The following is a 19,853-nucleotide window of genomic DNA, read 5'->3' as shown; positions in this document are numbered from 1 at the left end:
AATCTAGATTTTTCTTAAATTCTCTAACTTTTTCAAACCATTCGATGTATTCACCAACTTTTCCAAACCCAATTTTATAAAATCTGCACGGATTTTAAATACTATTAATGCTACATAAAAAGATTTAAATCTAGTCAATGCTTTTTCAATTTTACCGGTTTTTTCAATCGTTTCTATGTTCTCAAATTTGATTGGTTCTTTTCTTTTTGTTCTACAAGCAATAAGTGTAATGATTGTTACTATTGCAATTAATAATGTTCTATTCATAGCTGTTGATTTTTCGTTTTTTGGCTTACTTATCCTACCTGTTTAAAAAGACACTTTATCCTTAGAAAAGGAATAGTAACTGCTCCAAACATTCCAAAGTTCCATATGTGTCTGGCTGTACCACCTTTATACCTTTTTAGTCACTTTTCTATAAAAAGCTGGTCTTACGAAATACAGCGTTTTCCTTATGCTACCATAAGACGCTTCACTCGCTTGAGCAAGTGGAATCTTAGTCTTTTGCTTGGTGACTAAGTCTATGGTTACAAATTGATTATCAAGCACCTTAGACCATGCCCGAGTGTTGTAAATTACTTTGCCATTAGGGGTCCAAGAGTTGGTGATAGATGCGTCCTGCTCTTAAGTCCATCGGATAGGGAATCCTACTGTGATGGGCTTGGTATAAACTTTCATTGGTCCTTCATAGCTGTCAGAGAAAGCAAGGGTTTTTCATCAGGAGATATCGAAGGAAAACTTTCTTTTCCGGATGGGTGGTTCATGTTTGTGCTAAGCCACCTCGCAAAGGAACTGTCCAAAGATTACCTTCTGCGGCAAAGATAATTGTAGTGTTGTGAATAGTAGGCTTCTGATAGGAGCCTTCAAACCTTTGTGCAGACAAAAAGCTATAGGAAAAGAGAGTAATGCAAAGAAGTAAAATGGGACTTGATATATGTAAAACGGGTACTGTATTCAGGTATATAGGTATTAATTGATATTCGAAATATATTTAGTTAATTGCCATTAAATATATATAAGAGTAACTTTATTAAAACATAAGGTCAGAGTCCTCTAAAACAACTTTTTCCTCAAACCTAAAATACTCCCGGTACAAACTAAGAATACCGCCAGCAATCCAAAACCTATCGCCATCTCTCCGTACAAGATTTTACCAGTGGCAAAGAGTAAACTGTAAACGCCTATGACGCCTAAAAGGAACCCTAACGTTTTATACTGGAAGTTGTGAAACTTAGACTCTTTACCATAAATCGCTGCCTGAAAGTTATCGAGGGTTTTTTGGTCGCTTTTATCTGTTACAAAAGTTACTGCTAGCCATGCAATACTAGTGATCAGTACATTTAAGCAAATCATTTCCCAGCTTTGTAGCTCTCCTAGCAGCTGGTTTTGAAAACCTAAAAGTTCGCTGGAGTTTATAAAAAACAGCACGGCCATAGTAAAGGAAACTCCCATAGCTGTTATTTCTGACCAAGGATTGATGCGGTACCAAAACCACCTAAGAATAAATAATAATCCAGATCCTGCGCCGATTTGTATAATCAGATCAAAGGCAAACTTTGCCTCTTCGAGCACAAAGGAAAGTAATGCGGCAAGCCCCATCATGGCGATCATAGAAAAGCGCCCTACAACCACCTTTTGTTTTTCACTGGCGTTGCGATCCACAAACCTTGCGTAGAAATCATTCACCACATAACTAGAACCCCAATTTAAATGGGTAGAAATGGTACTCATAAAAGCGGCAATAAGTGAAGTAACGACCAACCCTAATAATCCTGCTGGTAAAAAAGTAAGCATGGCTGGATAACTCAAATCGTCTTTTATAAAACTAGGGTCTAAATTTGGAAATGCGGTGGCTAGTGATTCTAGATTGGGATATATAATAAGAGAGGCAAGCCCTATGATAATCCATGGCCACGGACGCAACGCATAATGGGCTAGATTAAAAAAGAGAACTGCCCAAGTAGCGTTCTTCTCATCTTTTGCCGCAAGCATACGCTGAGCTATATAACCGCCACCACCAGGCTCTGCTCCTGGATACCAAGTACTCCACCATTGTACAGCAATAGGAACGATAAAAATCCCCATTAAAAGGTCGGTGTTAGAAAAATCAGGGAAAAAATGGAGTTTGTCTTGGACATTAGGGTGTGTGATTAAATTTGCCATTCCATTAATTTCTGGAAGATCAAGAATGTACCATGTGGCCCATATAGAACCTACCATTGCAATAATAAACTGTACAAAATCGGTTATGAGAACACCTTTAAGACCGCCCAGTAAGGAATAGGCCAATGTTATTATAGAGGCAAACGTAAGAGTCGTAGCGGCGCTAAAACCAAACATAACGTGTCCTATCTTAATCGCAGCAAGGCAAACAGTCCCCATAATGATGATGTTAAAAACAACTCCTAAATAAAGTGCTCTAAAACCGCGCAAGAATGCAGCACTTTTACCGCTGTATCGCATTTCATAAAACTCTAGATCTGTAGTAATACCGCTTCGGCGCCATAAGCGAGCATAAAAAAATACGGTAAGCATACCTGTAAGTAGAAAAGCCCACCAAACCCAATTTCCAGAAACACCATCAGTACGAACAAGTCCAGCTACCAAGTTAGGAGTATCTGCCGCAAATGTAGTAGCGACCATAGAAACTCCGAGCAACCACCAAGGCATATTTCTACCAGATAAATAAAAAGAGGAGCTGTCCTTGGAGCTCTTTTTTGACACTATCAGACCGATTGCAAGGGAGATCAAAAAGAAGATGATAATGATGCAAAGGTCTATGAATTCTAATTTCATAAATAAAAGTTGTTAACGATAACGTTTGAGTTTTAGTAAAAAGCTAAATATAGAATAAATCACTATTAACAATGACAAAACTTTAATAGATTAGCGTAGAAATTATCAAAAACGCAATGAAGAATAAGATGAATAAAATAGGTGTGATGACTTCTGGAGGCGATTCACCTGGTATGAATGCGGCTATAAGGTCGGTTGTACGTACTTGTGCTTTTCATAAAATCGAGTGCGTTGGTATCTATAGAGGGTATCAAGGTTTGATAGAAGGTGACTTTAAAGAAATGAATGCTCGTAGTGTCAATAACATCATTAATAAAGGTGGTACGATTCTTAAAACGGCAAGATCTAAAGATTTTAGGACTAAAGAAGGTCGTAAAATCGCTTTTGCGAATGCTAAACAAAAAGGACTTGACGCTCTGGTGGTTATAGGTGGAGACGGAAGTTTTACCGGAGCAATGATTTTCTCGCAGGAATTTAACTTTCCAGTAATGGGAATTCCTGGCACTATAGATAATGATATTTATGGAACTTCTTTTACATTAGGTTATGATACTGCCTTAAATACGGTCGTTGATGCTATAGATAAAATACGAGATACAGCAAGTTCTCATGATCGGTTGTTTTTTGTAGAAGTTATGGGACGTGACGTAGGTAACATCGCATTAAATGCTGGAGTAGGGGCAGGAGCAGAAGAAATTTTAATTCCGGAAGAAGATTTAGGGAAAGAACGGTTGATCGAAAGTTTAAAAAGATCGAGACTTTCTGGAAAATCCTCCAGTATTGTTGTAGTTGCAGAAGGGGATAAAACCGGAGAAAATGTATTTGAATTAAAAGACTATGTGGAGGCAAATTTACCGGAGTATGAGGTGCGCGTTTCTGTATTAGGACATATGCAACGCGGTGGATCTCCTTCCTGTTTTGATCGAGTACTCGCAAGCCGTATGGGTGTGAAAGCTGTAGAAAGTTTACTTGAAGGAAAGACCAATTACATGGTAGGGATAAGAGATACTAAAATGGTATTATGTCCTATAGACAAAGCAGTAAAAGGGAAAACAGATATAGATGATGAATTGATACGTGTGAGTGATATCATGACGACTTAAGAGGAATGTGAAATGTGTTTGGTAGTGGTGTAACATCTTTGCCTCATTAGGAGTGATTCCCGATAGTTATAGCAAGTATCCTATGTTTGCAGTTGCCTATTTGTGAATAAAGCACTGCAGTTTATAAGTGGTAAAAGAAAAAAAAGAAAAAGAGCTTGGTGAACTGAATATGATACCTGCCTTTTATCTTAAAGTGAGAAAGAGTGAAAAGAGAATTATTAATTTAGAATTCTCATATTTCGAACATTAAATTTTGAGTGTAAATAAGTAACCGCTGTTTAAACAACAGCACATAAAAAGTAAACTAAGATGAGTAAAAAATTAAGATTAGGAATTAACGGTTTTGGTCGCATAGGTCGCATCGTTTTCAGAGCTACATTGAAGAGAGAAAATGTAGAAGTAGTCGCTATCAATGATCTAGTAGACGTAGAGCAATTAGCTTATTTATTAGAATATGATTCTGTTCATGGACGTTATGGTGGAACTATTGAGATCAAAGATGGCAATTTAATCATCGATGGAATTGTGGTACGTGTGACTAGTGAACGCGATCCTAAAAACTTAAAGTGGAATGAAGTAGATGTAGATGTTGTCGCAGACTGTACAGGTATCTTTACAGATCTTGATAATGCACAAGCACACATTGATGCAGGCGCTAAGAAAGTAGTTATTTCTGCTCCATCTAAGACTGTTCCCATGTTTGTGATGGGTGTAAATGATGCCGATTTAACTGCTGCTCATACTATAGTATCCAACGCTTCTTGTACTACAAATTGTCTTGCTCCTATGGCAAAAGTTCTCAACGATAACTTTGGTATCAAAGAGGCATTGATGACTACGGTACATGCAGCTACAGCAACACAACAAGTTGTTGATGCTCCTAGCAAAAAAGACTTTCGCTCAGGTCGCAGTGCATTAAACAATATTATACCTGCAAGTACAGGAGCTGCTATTGCAGTGGCTAAAGTAATTCCAGAATTAGAAGGTAAACTTACAGGAATGGCTTTTCGTGTTCCTACGGTAGATGTTTCTGTTGTAGATTTAACAGTAAAGCTTGAAAAAGAAACTAGTCTTGCAGAAATCAATGCTGCTTTTGAAAAAGCTTCTAAAGGCGTTATGAAAGGGGTGGTAGGCTATACGGATGAAGCCGTAGTTTCTCAAGATTTTGTAGGTGATGCCCGTACCAGTATTTACGATGCAGGTGCCGCTATCGAGTTGAATTCTACCTTCTTTAAGTTAGTAAGTTGGTACGATAACGAATTCGGTTATTCGAGTAAACTTGTAGACCTTGCAGAAAAGGTTAATTCGCTATAAAATTAAAATAAAGAGCTGTGATTTAAAAAATCACAGCTTTTTTTATTTTACTAAACTCAATTCATTTTTATGATTCTTATAACTGACAGTGGTTCCACTAAGTCTGACTGGATTGCACTGGATGCAAACGGAAAGCAATTATTTAAAACCCGTACGCGTGGAATGAATCCAGCTATTTTAACTCCTGCTGAATTATTAGATCGCCTTCAGGAAAGTGAAGATTTAGTAGCACATAAAAATGAGGTAGATCAAATATTCTTCTACGGCGCTGGTTGCGGTACAAAAGGTCCAAGAAAAGCCTTAGAAACATTACTAGTAAATTATTTCCATAATAGTAAGGTAATTGTTAAAGAAGATACCGCAGCAGCTGTTTATGCAGCAGTAGGAGATAATCCTGGAGTGGTTTGTATATTAGGTACAGGATCTAACTGCTGTTTCTCTGATGGAGAACATATTGAGCAACGTGTGGTTTCTCTAGGCTATACACTTATGGATGAAGCTAGTGGAAATTGGTACGGAAAGAATTTATTAAGAGATTATGGTTTTAAAAACATGCCTACAGAATTAATGAATAAGTTTGAAGCGGCATACAATATGGACCCTGATTATATCAAGTATAATCTTTATAAGCAGTCTAATCCTAATGCATTTCTAGCTCGTCATGCCGAGTTTATTTTTCAAAACTTAGAAGAACGTTATATCAAAAAACTTTTGAGAAAAGGATTGCGTAAGTTTTCCCGCAACATGATTTTACAGTTTAGAGAAGAAATAAAATCTCATGAAGTACATTTTGTAGGTAGCATAGCTTATTTTGCTCAGGCAAGGATTAAACAAGTCGCTGCTGAGTTTGGTTATGAAGTCGGCAATATTGTGCGCAGGCCTATTGAAGGATTAGTAGATTATCATATAAAGAAGCTACAAAAGAGTGTATAATATTTTTTATCATTCATAAAACTAAATCCGTTTCGAATTAATGAAACGGATTTTTAATTTATAGCTAACCTCCAACTTAAGAAAATTGTATCGATTCAATTTCTAACCTAAAAGGTATTGAAACTTCACTTGATACATAAAAATTGTATCTCAATATGTGATGGAGTACAGATGTATTTAACTTTCCAGGTACTATTTCTCCAAACCTTATTGGATGAAAATCAACAATAGAAAGGTGGACGGTGGTCCATTCATTAGGTATGGTGTGGATCACGCAACTTATTTTTTCATCTTGCCATCCTTCCTGATATTCCATTTGAAAAGCCAAGGGAAGTCCATCAGATTTTAATTTAATAGCTATGGAAGTGTACATGCTTAAATCTTGATCTTGTTTTTTAGATCTTAAACAACTCCAAGCCGCTTTGTTTGTATACTTTAAATTTCCTCTAAAAGTAAGGTGATTATCGTATTGCTCTATCTTACTGATAGACTTTCCTCCAATGGCTGTATCATTATACGTGAGCCATTTATAGCGAAACTCGTTTTTCCCAAACTTTATTTCGGTAGGTATTAATTTTATAATATTGTTTATCATTAATTAGATTCTAATAAATAATGCCGAGGCTCGTTATAAATTACGACATCCTTATTTCTGTAAAGATAACCAAGTTATTAGTTAACAATAAGTTAACTATAAGTAGAAAATTAAAACAGCTATCCTTTTTGTGTTATGGTGACGATTTCTTTAGTAAGACAATCTTCAAAAAAGAAAATGAAAAAGCTACCATCTGTCAGCTGGTACTCCAATAGAAAATTTAAATTTTTCAATTGGCGAAAATCTATATCGTTGATCTGCCATTGAGGATAACCACCTACATAGACCTGTTTTTGAGGTATTTCAAAATTACTCATTACCTTTTTGTAAAGGGTCCAAGGATGTTTAGGATGTAAGGATACTATCAGTTTGTGAATTTTTAGAAAACGATGAATTACTTCTTCCCATATAGGTAGGCTTTGGAAAAGAACACCTTTACCATCATATATAGCGCCCTTTCCATCCCATGTTAGTTCATCAGTTTTTTCAATTAATAATGAATAATTTGATTTATCGGTACGGGCTTTATCTTCATTGATAAAAAGGAATAATGTACGATTACCAACTATAAAACTACCTTTAAAGGATAAAAGGTCTCCTTTTGCATTCTTTGGAATTTTAACCAATTGATTTAAACTAGAATAATTGTCTTCTTTTATGTCAAGATTATAGGCTTTAGCTGGAAGTGAAAGAGGTTGTAGCTCTATAAGCACTTTATTAATTTCTGCTTTTGTTATTACCGCCTTCTCGGACTTGCTAACCATTAAAGAGTCATAGTACTTTATAGTTTTTCCTAATATTTTTTCAAGATATGTAAACATCATTATTTACTTTGATTTATACCGCTAAAAAAAAGCGCTGATAACAACCAGCGCTTTTGTTATATAATTTTAAAAAACAACATCTCTTTGGTTGGTGCAGTTAATCTTCTTTAGAAGCTTCATTTTCAGCTAACACCGCAGCGGCAGATTCATCTTCTTCTTTTTGCATCTGTCTTTGAAGAATATTTAATTGCTTTTGTTTTTCTTTAATAACGTCTAGTTCTTTTGTAAACTCGGCAATGTTTTTTCTTTGCTGTACTAGAAACGGATTTTTATCGTCTTTAGCATTAATGAATTGTAGGTTGTTTTCTAATTGTCTTAACTCATTCTGCAGTTCGTCGCGTCTTTTCTTCAAATAGAAGCGCTCATTTGTAAAGTCTTGCGCATCACCACTTTTCAAGCTCGCTAACTTATTTTGATATTTTAGCATTTCTGCGTCTACAGCATTTAGTCCTGAAGCTTTCAATTTTGCATGAAGTAATTTTTCAAATTTCTCTTGAATCATTCTTTTGCTATAAGGTACACGTCCAATAGATGCCCAATTAGCCATGTGCTTTTCAACATCAGTTAGCATGGTTTTCTTATCATCTTGAGGAATCATTTCTTTTAAGGCATCATAGACTTTCATCTTAGCATCAAAATTATCTACTTCTTCCTTACTATCTTCTTTCTTTTGCGCTGTTTTCTTCTCAAAGAATCCATTACAAGCTTTTTGAAAACGTTTCCAGATTTTATCACTGTCCTTTCTTGGTACATGACCTATTTCTTTCCATTCTGCTTGGATGCGCTTCATAATCTGAAGGCCTTCTGCAAAACTTTCATTTTCCTGATGTTCTTCAGCAGTTGCAATCAACTTCATTTTTGCATCTAGATTATCTTGCTGCTCCTTTTTAAGACCTTTATAAAAATCATTTTTAGCCTTATTGAACTCTCTAGTTCTAGTCCTAAACTGGTTCCACAATTCATTATTAATGGCCTTTGGTGCAGGGCCTGTAGAAGTAAATAATTCTCTTAGAACGTTAATCTCTTCTAGCCTGTCTTGCCATTCCTTATGATTCTTAGCGCCGTGTTCTGTTATTTTTGCAATTTCTGCAACAATATTTTCTTTTACCAGTTGGTAATGAGCACTCATTTTATCACGCTCTTCATAATAAGCTTGTCGCTTATCATGAATAATTTTTGTGGCTGCACTAAATTCATCCCATATGGGATCGCGTTCCTCCTTAGCAACTGGTCCAGCGTCTTCCTTCCACATGCGGTGAAGTTCTTGGAGCTCTCTTAGTGCTTTGTGTATATTCTCTTCCTCGCAGAGTTCCACAGCACGAGCGATGATCTTTTTTCTAAAATCTAAGTTGCGTTCAAAATCTTTATCTCTTAATTCCTTACTCAAATCTATATAATCATAGAAATTTTGTGTGGCGAGTCTGTAATCCTCCCAAGTAATGTTATACGCATCATGTGGTATAGTGCCCGTAGCTTTCCATTTTTCTTGTAGATGATGAAATTTTTTAAAGGTAGTTCCTATATTTTCTTCCTGATTGATGAGTTGCTTGATACCTTCAATGATCTCCCGACGCTTGGCAAGATTGTCCTCCTGTTGTTTGCGTTTATCTCTTTGAAACTGGCCCTTTTGTTTTCTGTATAAAGCGTGTAAGTCATAAAAGTCAGACGCATGTGCATTTTTATACTCAAATTCTGGACTAGGAGCCTCTTCACTAGGTGGATTCTCTTCCTTAAATTTTTCATGAGCTTCTTTCTTTGCATCAGCATCTGCTGTTTCAAAGGCCTTTTTAATATCTTCGGCTTGTGATCTAAAACTGTTGATAGGAAATTCCTGCATCAAATATCTTAACTCTGCAACGAGAAGCGGCATTTCCAAAGAATCATAATCCTTTTCTTCAATTTCTTTTACACTATCATCTTCTGGTTCGTTGTCATCTTCATCCTCTTCTGCATCGATTGTTGTAGCTGGGACTTCTACTATTAACTCATTTTTTTCTTTTTCAGCACCCTTTTCAGCAACTTCATCTTCATCTTCGTCCATTTCTATGATCAGATCAGTCGTTTTTTCAACGGTATCCTTTTCATCAACAATCGCATCTTCATGAGTTGTAGAGGAATCCTCTACTTTTTCTTCGACCTTATTGGAGCCCTCTTTCATAGGCTCCTCACTAGCGTCATCTGTGTCTGTATTGGCAGCACCTTCAGTAGCTTGCTTAGGATAAGTCGCTTCATCTACCATAGCATTTTCTAAAGTATCTTGTGCTTCAAAATTCACATTATCCATTTCTGGTGAGTTTCCGTCTGCTTCGTGCAGGTTGTCATTCTTTTTCATTATCTATTATTTAATAGGATTGGCAATATAATTAGTTTCTAGTTGAACTACAATTCTATAAGGACTTAGTTATTCCAAAGTTCCCAAGCTTTTTCTGCTTGGTGCACTAACATTTGATAACCGTTTATAACCTTTGCACCTTGCTGCTGTCCTAGTTTCATAAACATAGTTAGTGATGGATTATAGACCAAATCATATAAAATATGTGACTCGTTCATTAATTCATAGGGCAAATTAGGATATAAATGAATATCGGGTGTCACTCCTAATGGTGTCGTATTTACAATGAGACTTACCTGTTCCATCGCTTCCTTAGTAATTTCTTTATAAGCTATAGCATACTCATCCTTAGGGTTTCTACTTACAAATAGATAAGGAATTTGCAGGGCTTCTAGGGTATAAGCAACCGCTTTAGATGCTCCACCAGTTCCTAAAATAAGGGCGTTTTTTTGAATGGGTAAAAAAGATTCTAGACTTTTTCCAAAACCATAACAGTCAGTATTGTGACCTGTCCATATGTTGTCTTCAATGGTAATGGTGTTGATAGCCCCTATAATTTTGGCTTCCTCACTCAATTTATCCACCACTTGTAGCATATCCACTTTATAGGGAATAGTGACGTTAAGGCCTCTTATAATCTCATTTTTCCCTTTTGTAGTGGATGTTTCTTTATGGTAAGTGACGCTTTCGCGAAAGTGAGATAACAAAAATTCCCTGTTCATTTCAAAATTTCTATACTGATGATCTTTTAGTTTTAGAGTGTCAAACTTCTCTCCAAAATAAGCCCGTGAAAAGCTATAATCCAAACGTTCCCCTACCAGTCCGAAGACGCTAGAAGGGATTTGCTTTATTTCCATAACGATATAATATATAAACACTTAAAAAGCCTATTACGGCCATCAATAGTGCGATCCATGTATGTGTGTTAGTCATCTCAGGCCAGTACCGGCTGTAATTTTCAAGTATTTTATTTCCATTTTTATCTAGTGCAAGTAGGCCATTTTCTGTCAACTGAAAAATTTCCTTTTTCCAAGGCCATACCACGCCTAAAGAGCCTGTTATAAAACCTATGATCATTGCATTAGTCTCGTTGCGATAATGTTTTATAGTCCATCCTAATAAATGCGATAAGCTGATGAGCCCAACGATAGAACCTAGCAAAAAGGCTGTTAGAATACCTAACATTTCCATATGTACAGGATCGTTCCACCAAGAGAAATCTCCTTGAACAACAGCGACCATAGTATCAAAAAAGGCATTGATACTGTCTACGAGAAGCAGGACGTAATTACCTAATAATATGAGTATAAAACTACCGCTTAGTCCTGGTAATGTCATTCCAGATATACTGATCATGCCGCAAAAGAAAACAAAAAATAAATTAGTGTTTTGCTGAGCTGGATCGAGTAAGGAAATTCCTATTCCAATGGCGATTCCTAAGATTAATATCAGGGCATTTCTACGAGTCCACTCTCCATAACTCTTTGAAATGTAATAAATAGACCCTAGTATCATACCGAAGAACGTCGCCCAAACTAAAACAGGGTAATATTGAATTAACAAATCAAAACCTTTGCTGACGGTAAAGTAACTGATAGCTTCTCCTAATATGAGTAAGGATAAAAACTTACCGTTTATATACTCATAAAAACTCCCAAATCTTCCTGAGATTACTAGTTTAAAGGCCTTGAAATTAAGTTTTTGTAAGGAGTAAATAAACTCTTCGTAAAAGCCGCCTACATAAGCCACCAATCCACCACTTATACCAGGAACCTTGTTTGCGGTTCCCATGGCTATTCCCTTAAAAATAAGGAATATTTTATCGGTGAAACTTCTTGTGGATTGTCCCAATTATAGTGTTTTTTTGTTAGCCCATTTTTCCATTATAAGTATAAGCAAAAAACCTGTTACCGTTAGCAAAATCACATACAAAATTTGTGGTTCTCCTTTGACATCAAAAGGAGAAATACTATTCTCTAAAAAAGGAACTACTTCACCATGACTGTCAGTTCTATAACTCACAACCTCTTTCCAAGGCCATAGTTTATTAAGCGATCCGATCATAAAACCTGTCAATAACGCTAATGTGAGGTTTTTTTGATTTTTAAACAACCACGTTAATATTTTAGAAAACACTTTAAGTCCTAAAATACAACCTATTACAAACAGAAATAAGGTGACAAAGTAATCTCGTGCCTGAGACCAGTTGCCTTCTAATATGGCTTCTAACAAGCCAGATACAGAGCCTAGAATTGTTTTATAACTTCCCAAAAGCAATAATAAAAAAGCTCCTGAAACTCCTGGTAAAATCATCGCAATAATAGCAATGAAACCGGAGAAAATGAGGTACCACCAATTATCTGGAGAACCTAAAGGTTCTGCTATAGTAATGTAAAAGGAAATTATGGTTCCCAGTATAATTGCAATAATGACGGCTATATTCCATTTTGAAATTTGCTTACCTACATATAAAACACTGGCGAGTATCAGACCGAAAAAGAAGGACCACAACAAGACCGGAAATGTCTGTAATAAATAGGTAAGTAGCTTCGACAGGCTGAGTATACTGATGGCAATACCTGTTAATAAGGAAAATAAGAAACCTAGATTATAGGTCATGAAGGTGTTTTTAAAACCAACTTTAAATAGGTTTCTGAGCATCTTAATATCAAGACCGTCGATGGTTTCGATCAGTTCTTCATAGATTCCAGTAATAAAGGCAATGGTACCCCCAGAAACCCCTGGAACAACATCAGCAGCTCCCATTAGCATTCCTTTTAAAACGATAGTCAGCTTTTTTTTTAAAGACATAAAAAAAATATTTAAAACTAAATCCCAAGAGTGGGTTCTTGGGATTTGAGAGTTATTATTTTGAATGTTAGAAAAACATTACCTATGTATGGTTTGTGTTCTGTCTGGCCCGACACTTACTACTTTGATTGGGATTTGTAATTCCTTTTCTAAAAAGTCAATGTAGGCATCTAGTTCTTTAGGAAATTGTGAGGGTTTCAGCATTTTAGTAAGATCCTCTTTCCAGCAATCAAACTCAGAGTAAATTGGGGTTACGTTTTCAGGCTCAATATTATATGGTAGGTGAGTGATCTCTTTTCCTTTATAAGAATATGCAGTACAGATTTTTAAGGTATCAAAACCAGAGAGCACATCGCCTTTCATCATCATTAACTGAGTAACTCCATTCACTTGACAGCTGTATTTAAGGGCTACAAGATCCAACCAACCGCATCTTCGTGCGCGTCCAGTAACTGCTCCAAATTCATTACCTATCCTCGCCATTTCAGCACCTACCTCATCAAAAAGCTCGGTGGGAAAAGGACCACTACCTACACGAGTGGTATAAGCTTTGAAGATTCCATAAACTTCACCTATTTGATTAGGAGCAACTCCTAAGCCGGTACAAGCTCCAGCAGCCGTGGTATTAGAAGAAGTTACAAAAGGATAGGTTCCAAAATCTATGTCTAATAAAGAGCCTTGAGCACCTTCAGCAAGAATGGTTTTTCCATTCTTTTGTGCTTGATGTAAGTATTCTTCAGAATCTATAAAAGTCAATTCCTTTAAAATTTGAACTGCTTTAAAGAATTCATCTTCCATTTCTGGAAGGTTGTATTGTATATCTACATTGTGGAAAGCGATGAGTTCTTCATGCTTATTTGCAAGAGCTCTGTATTTTTCTTTCCAAGTATTTGATTCTAGATCACCTACTCTAATACCGTTGCGACCTGTTTTATCCATGTAAGTAGGACCTATTCCCTTTAAGGTAGATCCTATTTTTGCTTTTCCTTTGGAAGCTTCAGAAGCCGCATCTAGCAACCTGTGGGTCGGTAAGATAACGTGTGCTTTTCTTGAAAGGATCAACTTCTTTTTAAAGTCGATTTTAAATTTCTTTAAACCCTCCAACTCTTGTATAAAAACTACAGGATCGATAACTACACCGTTTCCTATAACATTCATAGATTTTTCATGAAAAATCCCTGAAGGAATTGTTCTTAAAACATGCTTTATTCCATCAAATTCCAGTGTATGTCCTGCATTTGGACCGCCTTGAAATCTGGCGATAATGTCGTAATTTGAAGTGAGAACATCTACTATTTTACCTTTTCCCTCGTCGCCCCATTGAAGACCGAGCAATAAATCTACCGCCATGTTTATTGTTTTTCTGTATTGTTTTTAACGCCGTAAAAGTATAAAGAATGATTGGTAATTGTCACATCAAAAACCTCTTCAATTGTCTTTTTTATTGACTCAATTCTAGGGTCGCAAAATTCGATCACTTCATGCGTATCTGTAAGAATTAAATGATCGTGCTGTCTGTCAAAATAAGACTTTTCATAATGTGATTGATTTTGACCAAATTGATGCCTTCTTACCAGTTTACACTCTAGCAGTAATTCTATAGTATTGTATAGCGTGGCGCGGCTTACACGATAATTTTGCTCCTTCATTTTTACATAAAGGGACTCCACATCAAAGTGCTCTTCACTAGCGTAGATTTCGTCTAGAATTGCATAACGTTCTGGTGTTTTACGATGCTTGTTATCACTGAGGAACTGAGTAAACACTTCCCTTACAATTCCCTGTTCTTTTCCAAGTGTGTTAATAATTTCACTCATATTTTTAAGATCTGGTTACCTTATCGATACCTTTTAGTTTATTTAAGTTTTGAATTAAGGAAGTCAGCAAATTTTTATTGGGTACCACTACTATTATTTCGCCAGTAAAAATCCCGTGATTGCTATTAAATGAAATATTCCTAATATTCACATGCATATTATCTGAGATGAGTCTGGTAATTTCTTGTACCAGTCCCATTCTATCTATTCCCGTTAATTTCAATGCTGCTTTGTATTCTCTTTGGGTAGAGTCTATCCATTTGGCGCTTATTATTCTATAAGCAAATTTACTTTGCAAACTTATAGCATTAGGACAGTTATTCTTATGAACCTTAATTCCTTCACTTACTGTTGTAAATCCAAAAACAGAATCTCCAGCTATAGGGTTGCAACATTTAGAAAGAGTGTAATCTAAGCTAGTACCTTCCTTTCCGAAAATAAGTGCGTCATAATTTTCAGTAACTTCTTCTTTATTGAGATCTGGGTTCTCCCTAGGCTTTCGTATTTTGTTCTTAATAAAAGAGTACAAAGCATTACTGCGGCTGTTAGCATATTCCTTGATGGATTTATTATCTATGGTTCCATTACCTACTCTAAAAAACAGGTCGTGACTGGTTTTCAATTTGAAAAAGGTAACCATTTGGTTCACGCTGGTCTCATCAAGAGCAATTTTTTGAGATTTTAATTTTCTCAACAGAATTTCTTTGCCATCTGCGGCAACTATTTTTTGGTCTTCTTTTAAAGCCCCTTTTATCTTTGATCTTGCTCTAGCAGTAGTGGCATAATCTAGCCAATTCTTAGTAGGCTTTTGGTTTTCAGAAGTGATGATATCCACTTGATCGCCACTCTTTAATTCATGCGATAAAGGAACGAGTTTACCATTAACCCTGGCACCGCGAGTGTGCAGTCCTATTTCTGTATGAATAGCAAAACCAAAGTCTAATGGTGTCGATCCTTTTGGTAGCGACTTCAATTCTCCATTGGGAGTAAAAACAAAAATTTCTTTGCTGTATAAATTCAGTTTAAATTGTTCTACAAAATCGATGGCATTTCCATCTTGATTTTCCAGCGCTTCCTGCAACCTATTCAACCACTCTTCAAGACCATCTTCTTTACTTCCTTGTTTGTATTTGTAATGAGCTGCATATCCTTTTTCGGCTATTTCATGCATGCGTTCAGATCTAATTTGAACTTCTACCCATCTTCCATCTGGTCCCATTACCGTGATGTGTAAGGCTTCGTAACCTGTTGATTTAGGAGAACTGATCCAGTCCCTTAAGCGAACGGGATTGGGTGTAAAGTGATCTGTAACAACAGAGTATATTTTCCAAGCAAGAAACTTTTCGTTAGCGCGATCACTTCTAAAAATAATACGAACAGCAAATTTATCATAGACCTCGTCAAAGGTCACACTTTGTTTGAGCATCTTGCGACGTATGGAGAAAACTGATTTTGGTCTTCCAGAAATAAGGTATTCCAGTCCTTCCTTTTGAAGACTTTCGTCTATTACACCACTAAAGTCTTGTATATATGCTTTTTGTTCTTCTTTACTTTCAACAATAGATTGCTGGATATCATTAAAAACCTCAGGCTCTGTGTATTTAAGACCCAAATCTTCTAACTCGGTTTTAATATTGTAAAGTCCCAATCTATGGGCAATAGGCGCATAGATATATAAAGTCTCGCTTGCAATTTTCACCTGTTTGTAGTCAGGCATACTGTCCATTGTTTGCATGTTGTGCAAACGGTCGGCAATTTTTATAATGATCACACGTATGTCATCATTAAGAGTCAATAACATCTTACGGAAATTCTCTGCCTGTTGTGAGATATCAGCATCCTTTTTAAGATGAGCAATTTTTGTCAGGCCATCTACTATTCTTGCAATAGTCTCGCCAAAAAGACGCTCAATATCAGATAAAGTATAAGCGGTATCTTCTACAACGTCGTGTAGCAATGCAGCGGCAATTGCAGTAGCATCGAGTCCAATTTGCTTAGCCACAATTTTTGCAACGGCGATAGGATGAAAAATATAGGCTTCTCCAGATTTGCGTCGTTGTGGGGCATGCGCTTCCACCGCAATATCAAAAGCTTTTCTAATCAACTTTTTATCCTCGTCGGTAAGCAATTGATAACTAATCTTTAAAAGATCTTTATACCCTCTAGCTATCTGTTTATTTTCTTCTTTAGTCTCGACATCAGTCATATGTAGTAAAGTTAAGCTTCTTTGTGCATATGAGCAATTAATTTAGGTTTTCTAAAGGTGTATTTTTATACCGCTTTCGCGAAAGCAAAACAACGACTATTCCAGTGACCTAAAATAATCACGTAGTGCGAACGGAAATTAAAAACAGGCCTCCATTCACTCTGACTTTAATAGTGCTAATGCTCTATATCTTATTTAATTTTCAGAATTGCGTAAACTAAGTTTTTAATTCCTTCTCTTCCAACCGGTTTTTTATGGTTTGCCCTGTTGGTTCCTGTAAGCATATTTTATAATTTTGGATCAGGTATACGTCTGTTAAACAGGCTCCATAAAAGCAGGTTTTCAAACTTTATAGACACTGCTAGAAGTTCCTCTGATAACTCCAAAATCCCCATCCATTTTTGGAATCATAAACTCGAGAAACAAAACCATCCAAATACAAAGCATTTTTACAACCTTGACCTTTAAAGAAGTCTGCAAAATCATAGAAATTGATTTTATCTTTAGACAGGACAAATAGCAAGCTTCCATCTGTTCATAATCCTATCGCGTTGGGCAAGTGTATATATTCTGAGCCTTCAGTGAAAGCTGGGTGCAGCACACCTTAATGACGGGGCATAGGTTCCGATGGTGAGGTGTAATTTAATTCAGCAATTGTTGGTTGTCACTTGTCGCAACGATTGGTTTAACATTTTTTTGAGTACCAAAAACATCATTAGGCTGTAAGTAGAAATCACCATAGGCCTTTTGAAGGGTATTGAGTGGTTTTTCAACAGGACCATTTTCTACATATAACCCTTGCGGAATTCCATCATTAAGATACATACCGCCCGTCATGGCGTAGGTTAATTTCTTTTCACCTTATTGCAGATGATCATTGAGATTGGTAAAATTATGTAGTTGTTGGCTATATGTGTCTTTCCAAAAAAATACAAGGTTCTCTTTTTCGGCATACATGACTTAAATATAAAACAGTTTATCCATGCTACTATCGGCAGGTTGTTTACAAGAAATAAGAACCGATAAGGGGCAGCATAATCCGATCAAAAAATAGTTATTCATAAATAAAAAGTCTTAATTTTTTAAATGAAAAGTAGGCTACAAATTTAACCTTCACTTCTTAGAGTTGTGTTAAGCTTTCCTAATCTCAAATGAATCATAGGAAATTGTACCTACTTTGTTGGCTTAATTCACCTTACTACAACTAAATGAAAAAAATGATCCCCTTAAGCGCTGTTTTAGCCATGACCTTAATGCTGAGTAGTTGCAAGACGACACAAAAATCTATCGATCAGGCTAATAAAGAAATTACGCAAGAAAACAGTAAAAAGAAATCAAAATTTAAAGATTACGATAAAGTGATTACTAAAGACGCCTTAACAGACGATGGCCTTTTTAAAACTCACCAAGTAGGACAGGACTACTTCTATGAGATCCCCAATAGATTGCTTGATACAGACATGTTATGGGTTACTCGTATTGCACAAATACCTTCTAATTTAGGTGGTGGCTATATGAATGCGGGTAGTAAAACAAATCAACAAGTGGTTTCTTGGGAACGCTTTCAAAATAAAATTCTTCTTAAAGTAAAATCTTATTCTGAAGTAGCTTTAGATACTACCGCAGCGATCAACAGTTCTGTAAAAGTAAATAATTACGAGCCTACCATGTATGCGTTTGATATCATGGCGTTTGATGCAGACTCTACGGCTACTGTTATAGAGGTCACTAAATTCCTTAGTACGGACGTTCCTTCTATCAGCGGTTTGAGTCCTAGATTAAGGAAATTATATAAAGTAAGAGGACTCGATAAAGACAGAAGTTTTATCAACTCTGTAAAGTCATTTCCAGAAAATATTGAGGTAAAACAAGATGTTACATTTACAGCTTCAGAGCCGCCATCTAATGGTTCTCTAGGTTCTATTAGTATGCAAGTGAATCAGTCCATGATTCTTCTTCCTAAAGAGCCTATGCAACCTAGATTATACGATCCGAGAGTCGGCTTTTTCACAGTGAATCAAATCGATTATTCTAGTACCGCTCTAAAAGCAGATAAAAAAACATACATACGAAGGTGGAGATTGGAACCTAAAGATCCAGAAGCTTATGCAAGAGGGGAATTGGTAGAACCCGTAAAACCTATTATTTACTACTTGGATCCAGGAACACCAGAAAGTCTAAAAGAATATATCAAGCAAGGTATTGAAGACTGGCAAAAGCCATTTGAAACAGCGGGCTTTAAAAATGCGATTATTGCAAGAGATGCTCCAACACTAAAAGAAGATCCAGAATTTAGTCCAGAAGACATACGTTATTCTGTGGTTCGTTATGTAGCGAGTACTACCCGTAATGCTGTAGGACCATCAGTAAGCGATCCACGTAGCGGAGAGATTATAGAAAGTGATATTATCTGGTATCACAATCATTTAAGATCCTATAGAAATAGGTATTTATTAGAAACAGGAGCAGCAAACCCTAGTGCGCGCACTCTTGATACAGAGTCAGAAGAAATAGGAGAGATGATGCGTCAGGTAATTGCACATGAAGTAGGTCATGCCCTTGGTTTTCCTCATAACATGGCTGCGAGTTATGCGTATGATGTAGAAGATTACAGAAACGGAGATTTTACTCAAAAGAATGGTATTGCCGCTAGTTTGATGGATTATGCCCGTTACAATTACATCGCTCAACCTGGAGATGAAAATATCAGATTTGTACGTCAGATGGGTCCTTATGATCATTATGCCACCAATTGGGGTTATCGAGTGATCCCTAACACCAGCTCACCAGAGCAAGAAACGACTGTATTGAACGGTTGGATTATGGAAAAAGCTGGCGATCCCAACTATAAATTTGGCCGTCAGAGCAGTAGGTTTGATCCACAATCACAGACAGAAGCGATAGGTAACAATCCTATAAAAGCGAGTACTTATGGAATAAAAAACTTAAAATATGTAGCTCAAAATTTACCAGAATGGACTTCTGAGCAAACTAATAATTACGACGATCTACAAGAGCTTTATGGAGAGCTTTTAGGTGTTTATTCTAGATATGTAGGACATGTTGTTACTAATGTAGGCGGTGTTTATGAAGATCTCAAGAAACCTACGCAAGCAGGAACT

General features: G+C 36.4%; 17 protein-coding genes. 4 read left to right on the top strand and 13 right to left on the bottom strand.

Annotated elements, in window-relative coordinates:
* Positions 1-3: 3 nt before the first annotated feature.
* A complete protein-coding gene (locus ACJAT0_RS06120) occupies positions 4-267 on the bottom strand; it encodes a hypothetical protein (RefSeq protein WP_415180949.1) in 264 nt (87 codons plus the stop codon).
* 786 nt (positions 268-1,053) lie between these two features.
* Positions 1,054-2,796, bottom strand: a complete 1,743-nt coding sequence (locus tag ACJAT0_RS06115) for a sodium:solute symporter family protein (protein WP_374003515.1) — start codon at positions 2,794-2,796, stop codon at positions 1,054-1,056.
* Positions 2,797-2,912: 116 nt separating this feature from the next.
* On the opposite strand from ACJAT0_RS06115, the gene pfkA reads away from it, so the two are divergent.
* From pfkA to ACJAT0_RS06100, 3 genes are all read left to right on the top strand, one after another.
* Entirely contained in the window at positions 2,913-3,899 is a 987-nt protein-coding gene (pfkA, locus tag ACJAT0_RS06110; RefSeq protein WP_415180948.1) for a 6-phosphofructokinase, read from the top strand.
* Between the two features lie 309 nt (positions 3,900-4,208).
* Positions 4,209-5,213 carry a type I glyceraldehyde-3-phosphate dehydrogenase gene (gene gap, locus ACJAT0_RS06105; protein WP_374003517.1) on the top strand — a complete coding sequence of 335 codons (1,005 nt, stop codon included), beginning with the start codon at positions 4,209-4,211 and terminating at the stop codon, positions 5,211-5,213.
* A 69-nt stretch (positions 5,214-5,282) separates the two neighbouring features.
* Positions 5,283-6,146, top strand: coding sequence for an N-acetylglucosamine kinase (locus ACJAT0_RS06100; protein ID WP_415180947.1), 864 nt, complete (start codon positions 5,283-5,285; stop codon positions 6,144-6,146).
* Between the two features lie 76 nt (positions 6,147-6,222).
* On the opposite strand, the gene ACJAT0_RS06095 is transcribed toward ACJAT0_RS06100, so the two are convergent.
* The 11 genes from ACJAT0_RS06095 to ACJAT0_RS06045 form a co-directional block, all read right to left on the bottom strand.
* A complete protein-coding gene (locus ACJAT0_RS06095; RefSeq protein ID WP_415180946.1) occupies positions 6,223-6,741 on the bottom strand; it encodes a CIA30 family protein in 519 nt (172 codons plus the stop codon).
* 119 nt (positions 6,742-6,860) lie between these two features.
* The gene (locus tag ACJAT0_RS06090; RefSeq protein ID WP_415180945.1) at positions 6,861-7,505 is read right to left on the bottom strand and encodes a hypothetical protein; all 645 of its coding nucleotides are present in this window, start codon (positions 7,503-7,505) and stop codon (positions 6,861-6,863) included.
* A gap of 157 nt (positions 7,506-7,662) precedes the next feature.
* Positions 7,663-9,897: a DUF349 domain-containing protein gene (locus ACJAT0_RS06085; RefSeq protein WP_415180944.1), complete on the bottom strand. Its 2,235-nt coding sequence runs from the start codon at positions 9,895-9,897 to the stop codon at positions 7,663-7,665.
* A gap of 65 nt (positions 9,898-9,962) precedes the next feature.
* On the bottom strand, positions 9,963-10,754 hold the full coding sequence (locus ACJAT0_RS06080; protein ID WP_415180943.1) for a shikimate dehydrogenase family protein: 792 nt from the start codon (positions 10,752-10,754) through the stop codon (positions 9,963-9,965).
* A complete protein-coding gene (locus ACJAT0_RS06075; protein ID WP_415180942.1) occupies positions 10,729-11,748 on the bottom strand; it encodes a DUF368 domain-containing protein in 1,020 nt (339 codons plus the stop codon). Before ACJAT0_RS06075 ends, ACJAT0_RS06080 begins: the two co-directional genes overlap by 26 nt.
* Entirely contained in the window at positions 11,749-12,708 is a 960-nt protein-coding gene (locus ACJAT0_RS06070; RefSeq protein WP_415180941.1) for a DUF368 domain-containing protein, read from the bottom strand. It lies immediately after the preceding gene.
* A 78-nt stretch (positions 12,709-12,786) separates the two neighbouring features.
* Positions 12,787-14,058, bottom strand: a complete 1,272-nt coding sequence (locus ACJAT0_RS06065; RefSeq protein ID WP_415180940.1) for an adenylosuccinate synthase — start codon at positions 14,056-14,058, stop codon at positions 12,787-12,789.
* A 2-nt stretch (positions 14,059-14,060) separates the two neighbouring features.
* On the bottom strand, positions 14,061-14,525 hold the full coding sequence (locus ACJAT0_RS06060) for a Fur family transcriptional regulator (protein WP_415180939.1): 465 nt from the start codon (positions 14,523-14,525) through the stop codon (positions 14,061-14,063).
* 4 nt (positions 14,526-14,529) lie between these two features.
* A complete protein-coding gene (locus tag ACJAT0_RS06055) occupies positions 14,530-16,731 on the bottom strand; it encodes a RelA/SpoT family protein (protein WP_415180938.1) in 2,202 nt (733 codons plus the stop codon).
* A gap of 361 nt (positions 16,732-17,092) precedes the next feature.
* The gene (locus ACJAT0_RS06050; RefSeq protein ID WP_415180937.1) at positions 17,093-17,254 is read right to left on the bottom strand and encodes a hypothetical protein; all 162 of its coding nucleotides are present in this window, start codon (positions 17,252-17,254) and stop codon (positions 17,093-17,095) included.
* A gap of 119 nt (positions 17,255-17,373) precedes the next feature.
* Entirely contained in the window at positions 17,374-17,568 is a 195-nt protein-coding gene (locus ACJAT0_RS06045) for a hypothetical protein (RefSeq protein WP_415180936.1), read from the bottom strand.
* Between the two features lie 371 nt (positions 17,569-17,939).
* On the opposite strand from ACJAT0_RS06045, the gene ACJAT0_RS06040 reads away from it, so the two are divergent.
* The coding region (locus tag ACJAT0_RS06040; RefSeq protein WP_415180935.1) for a zinc-dependent metalloprotease at positions 17,940-19,853 on the top strand (1,914 nt) is incomplete at its 3' end.

Source organism: Nonlabens sp., from assembly GCF_047636915.1.
Taxonomy (GTDB): domain Bacteria; phylum Bacteroidota; class Bacteroidia; order Flavobacteriales; family Flavobacteriaceae; genus Nonlabens.
The sequence above is the reverse complement of the archived record's forward strand: the minus strand, read 5'-3'. Positions and strand labels throughout refer to the sequence as shown.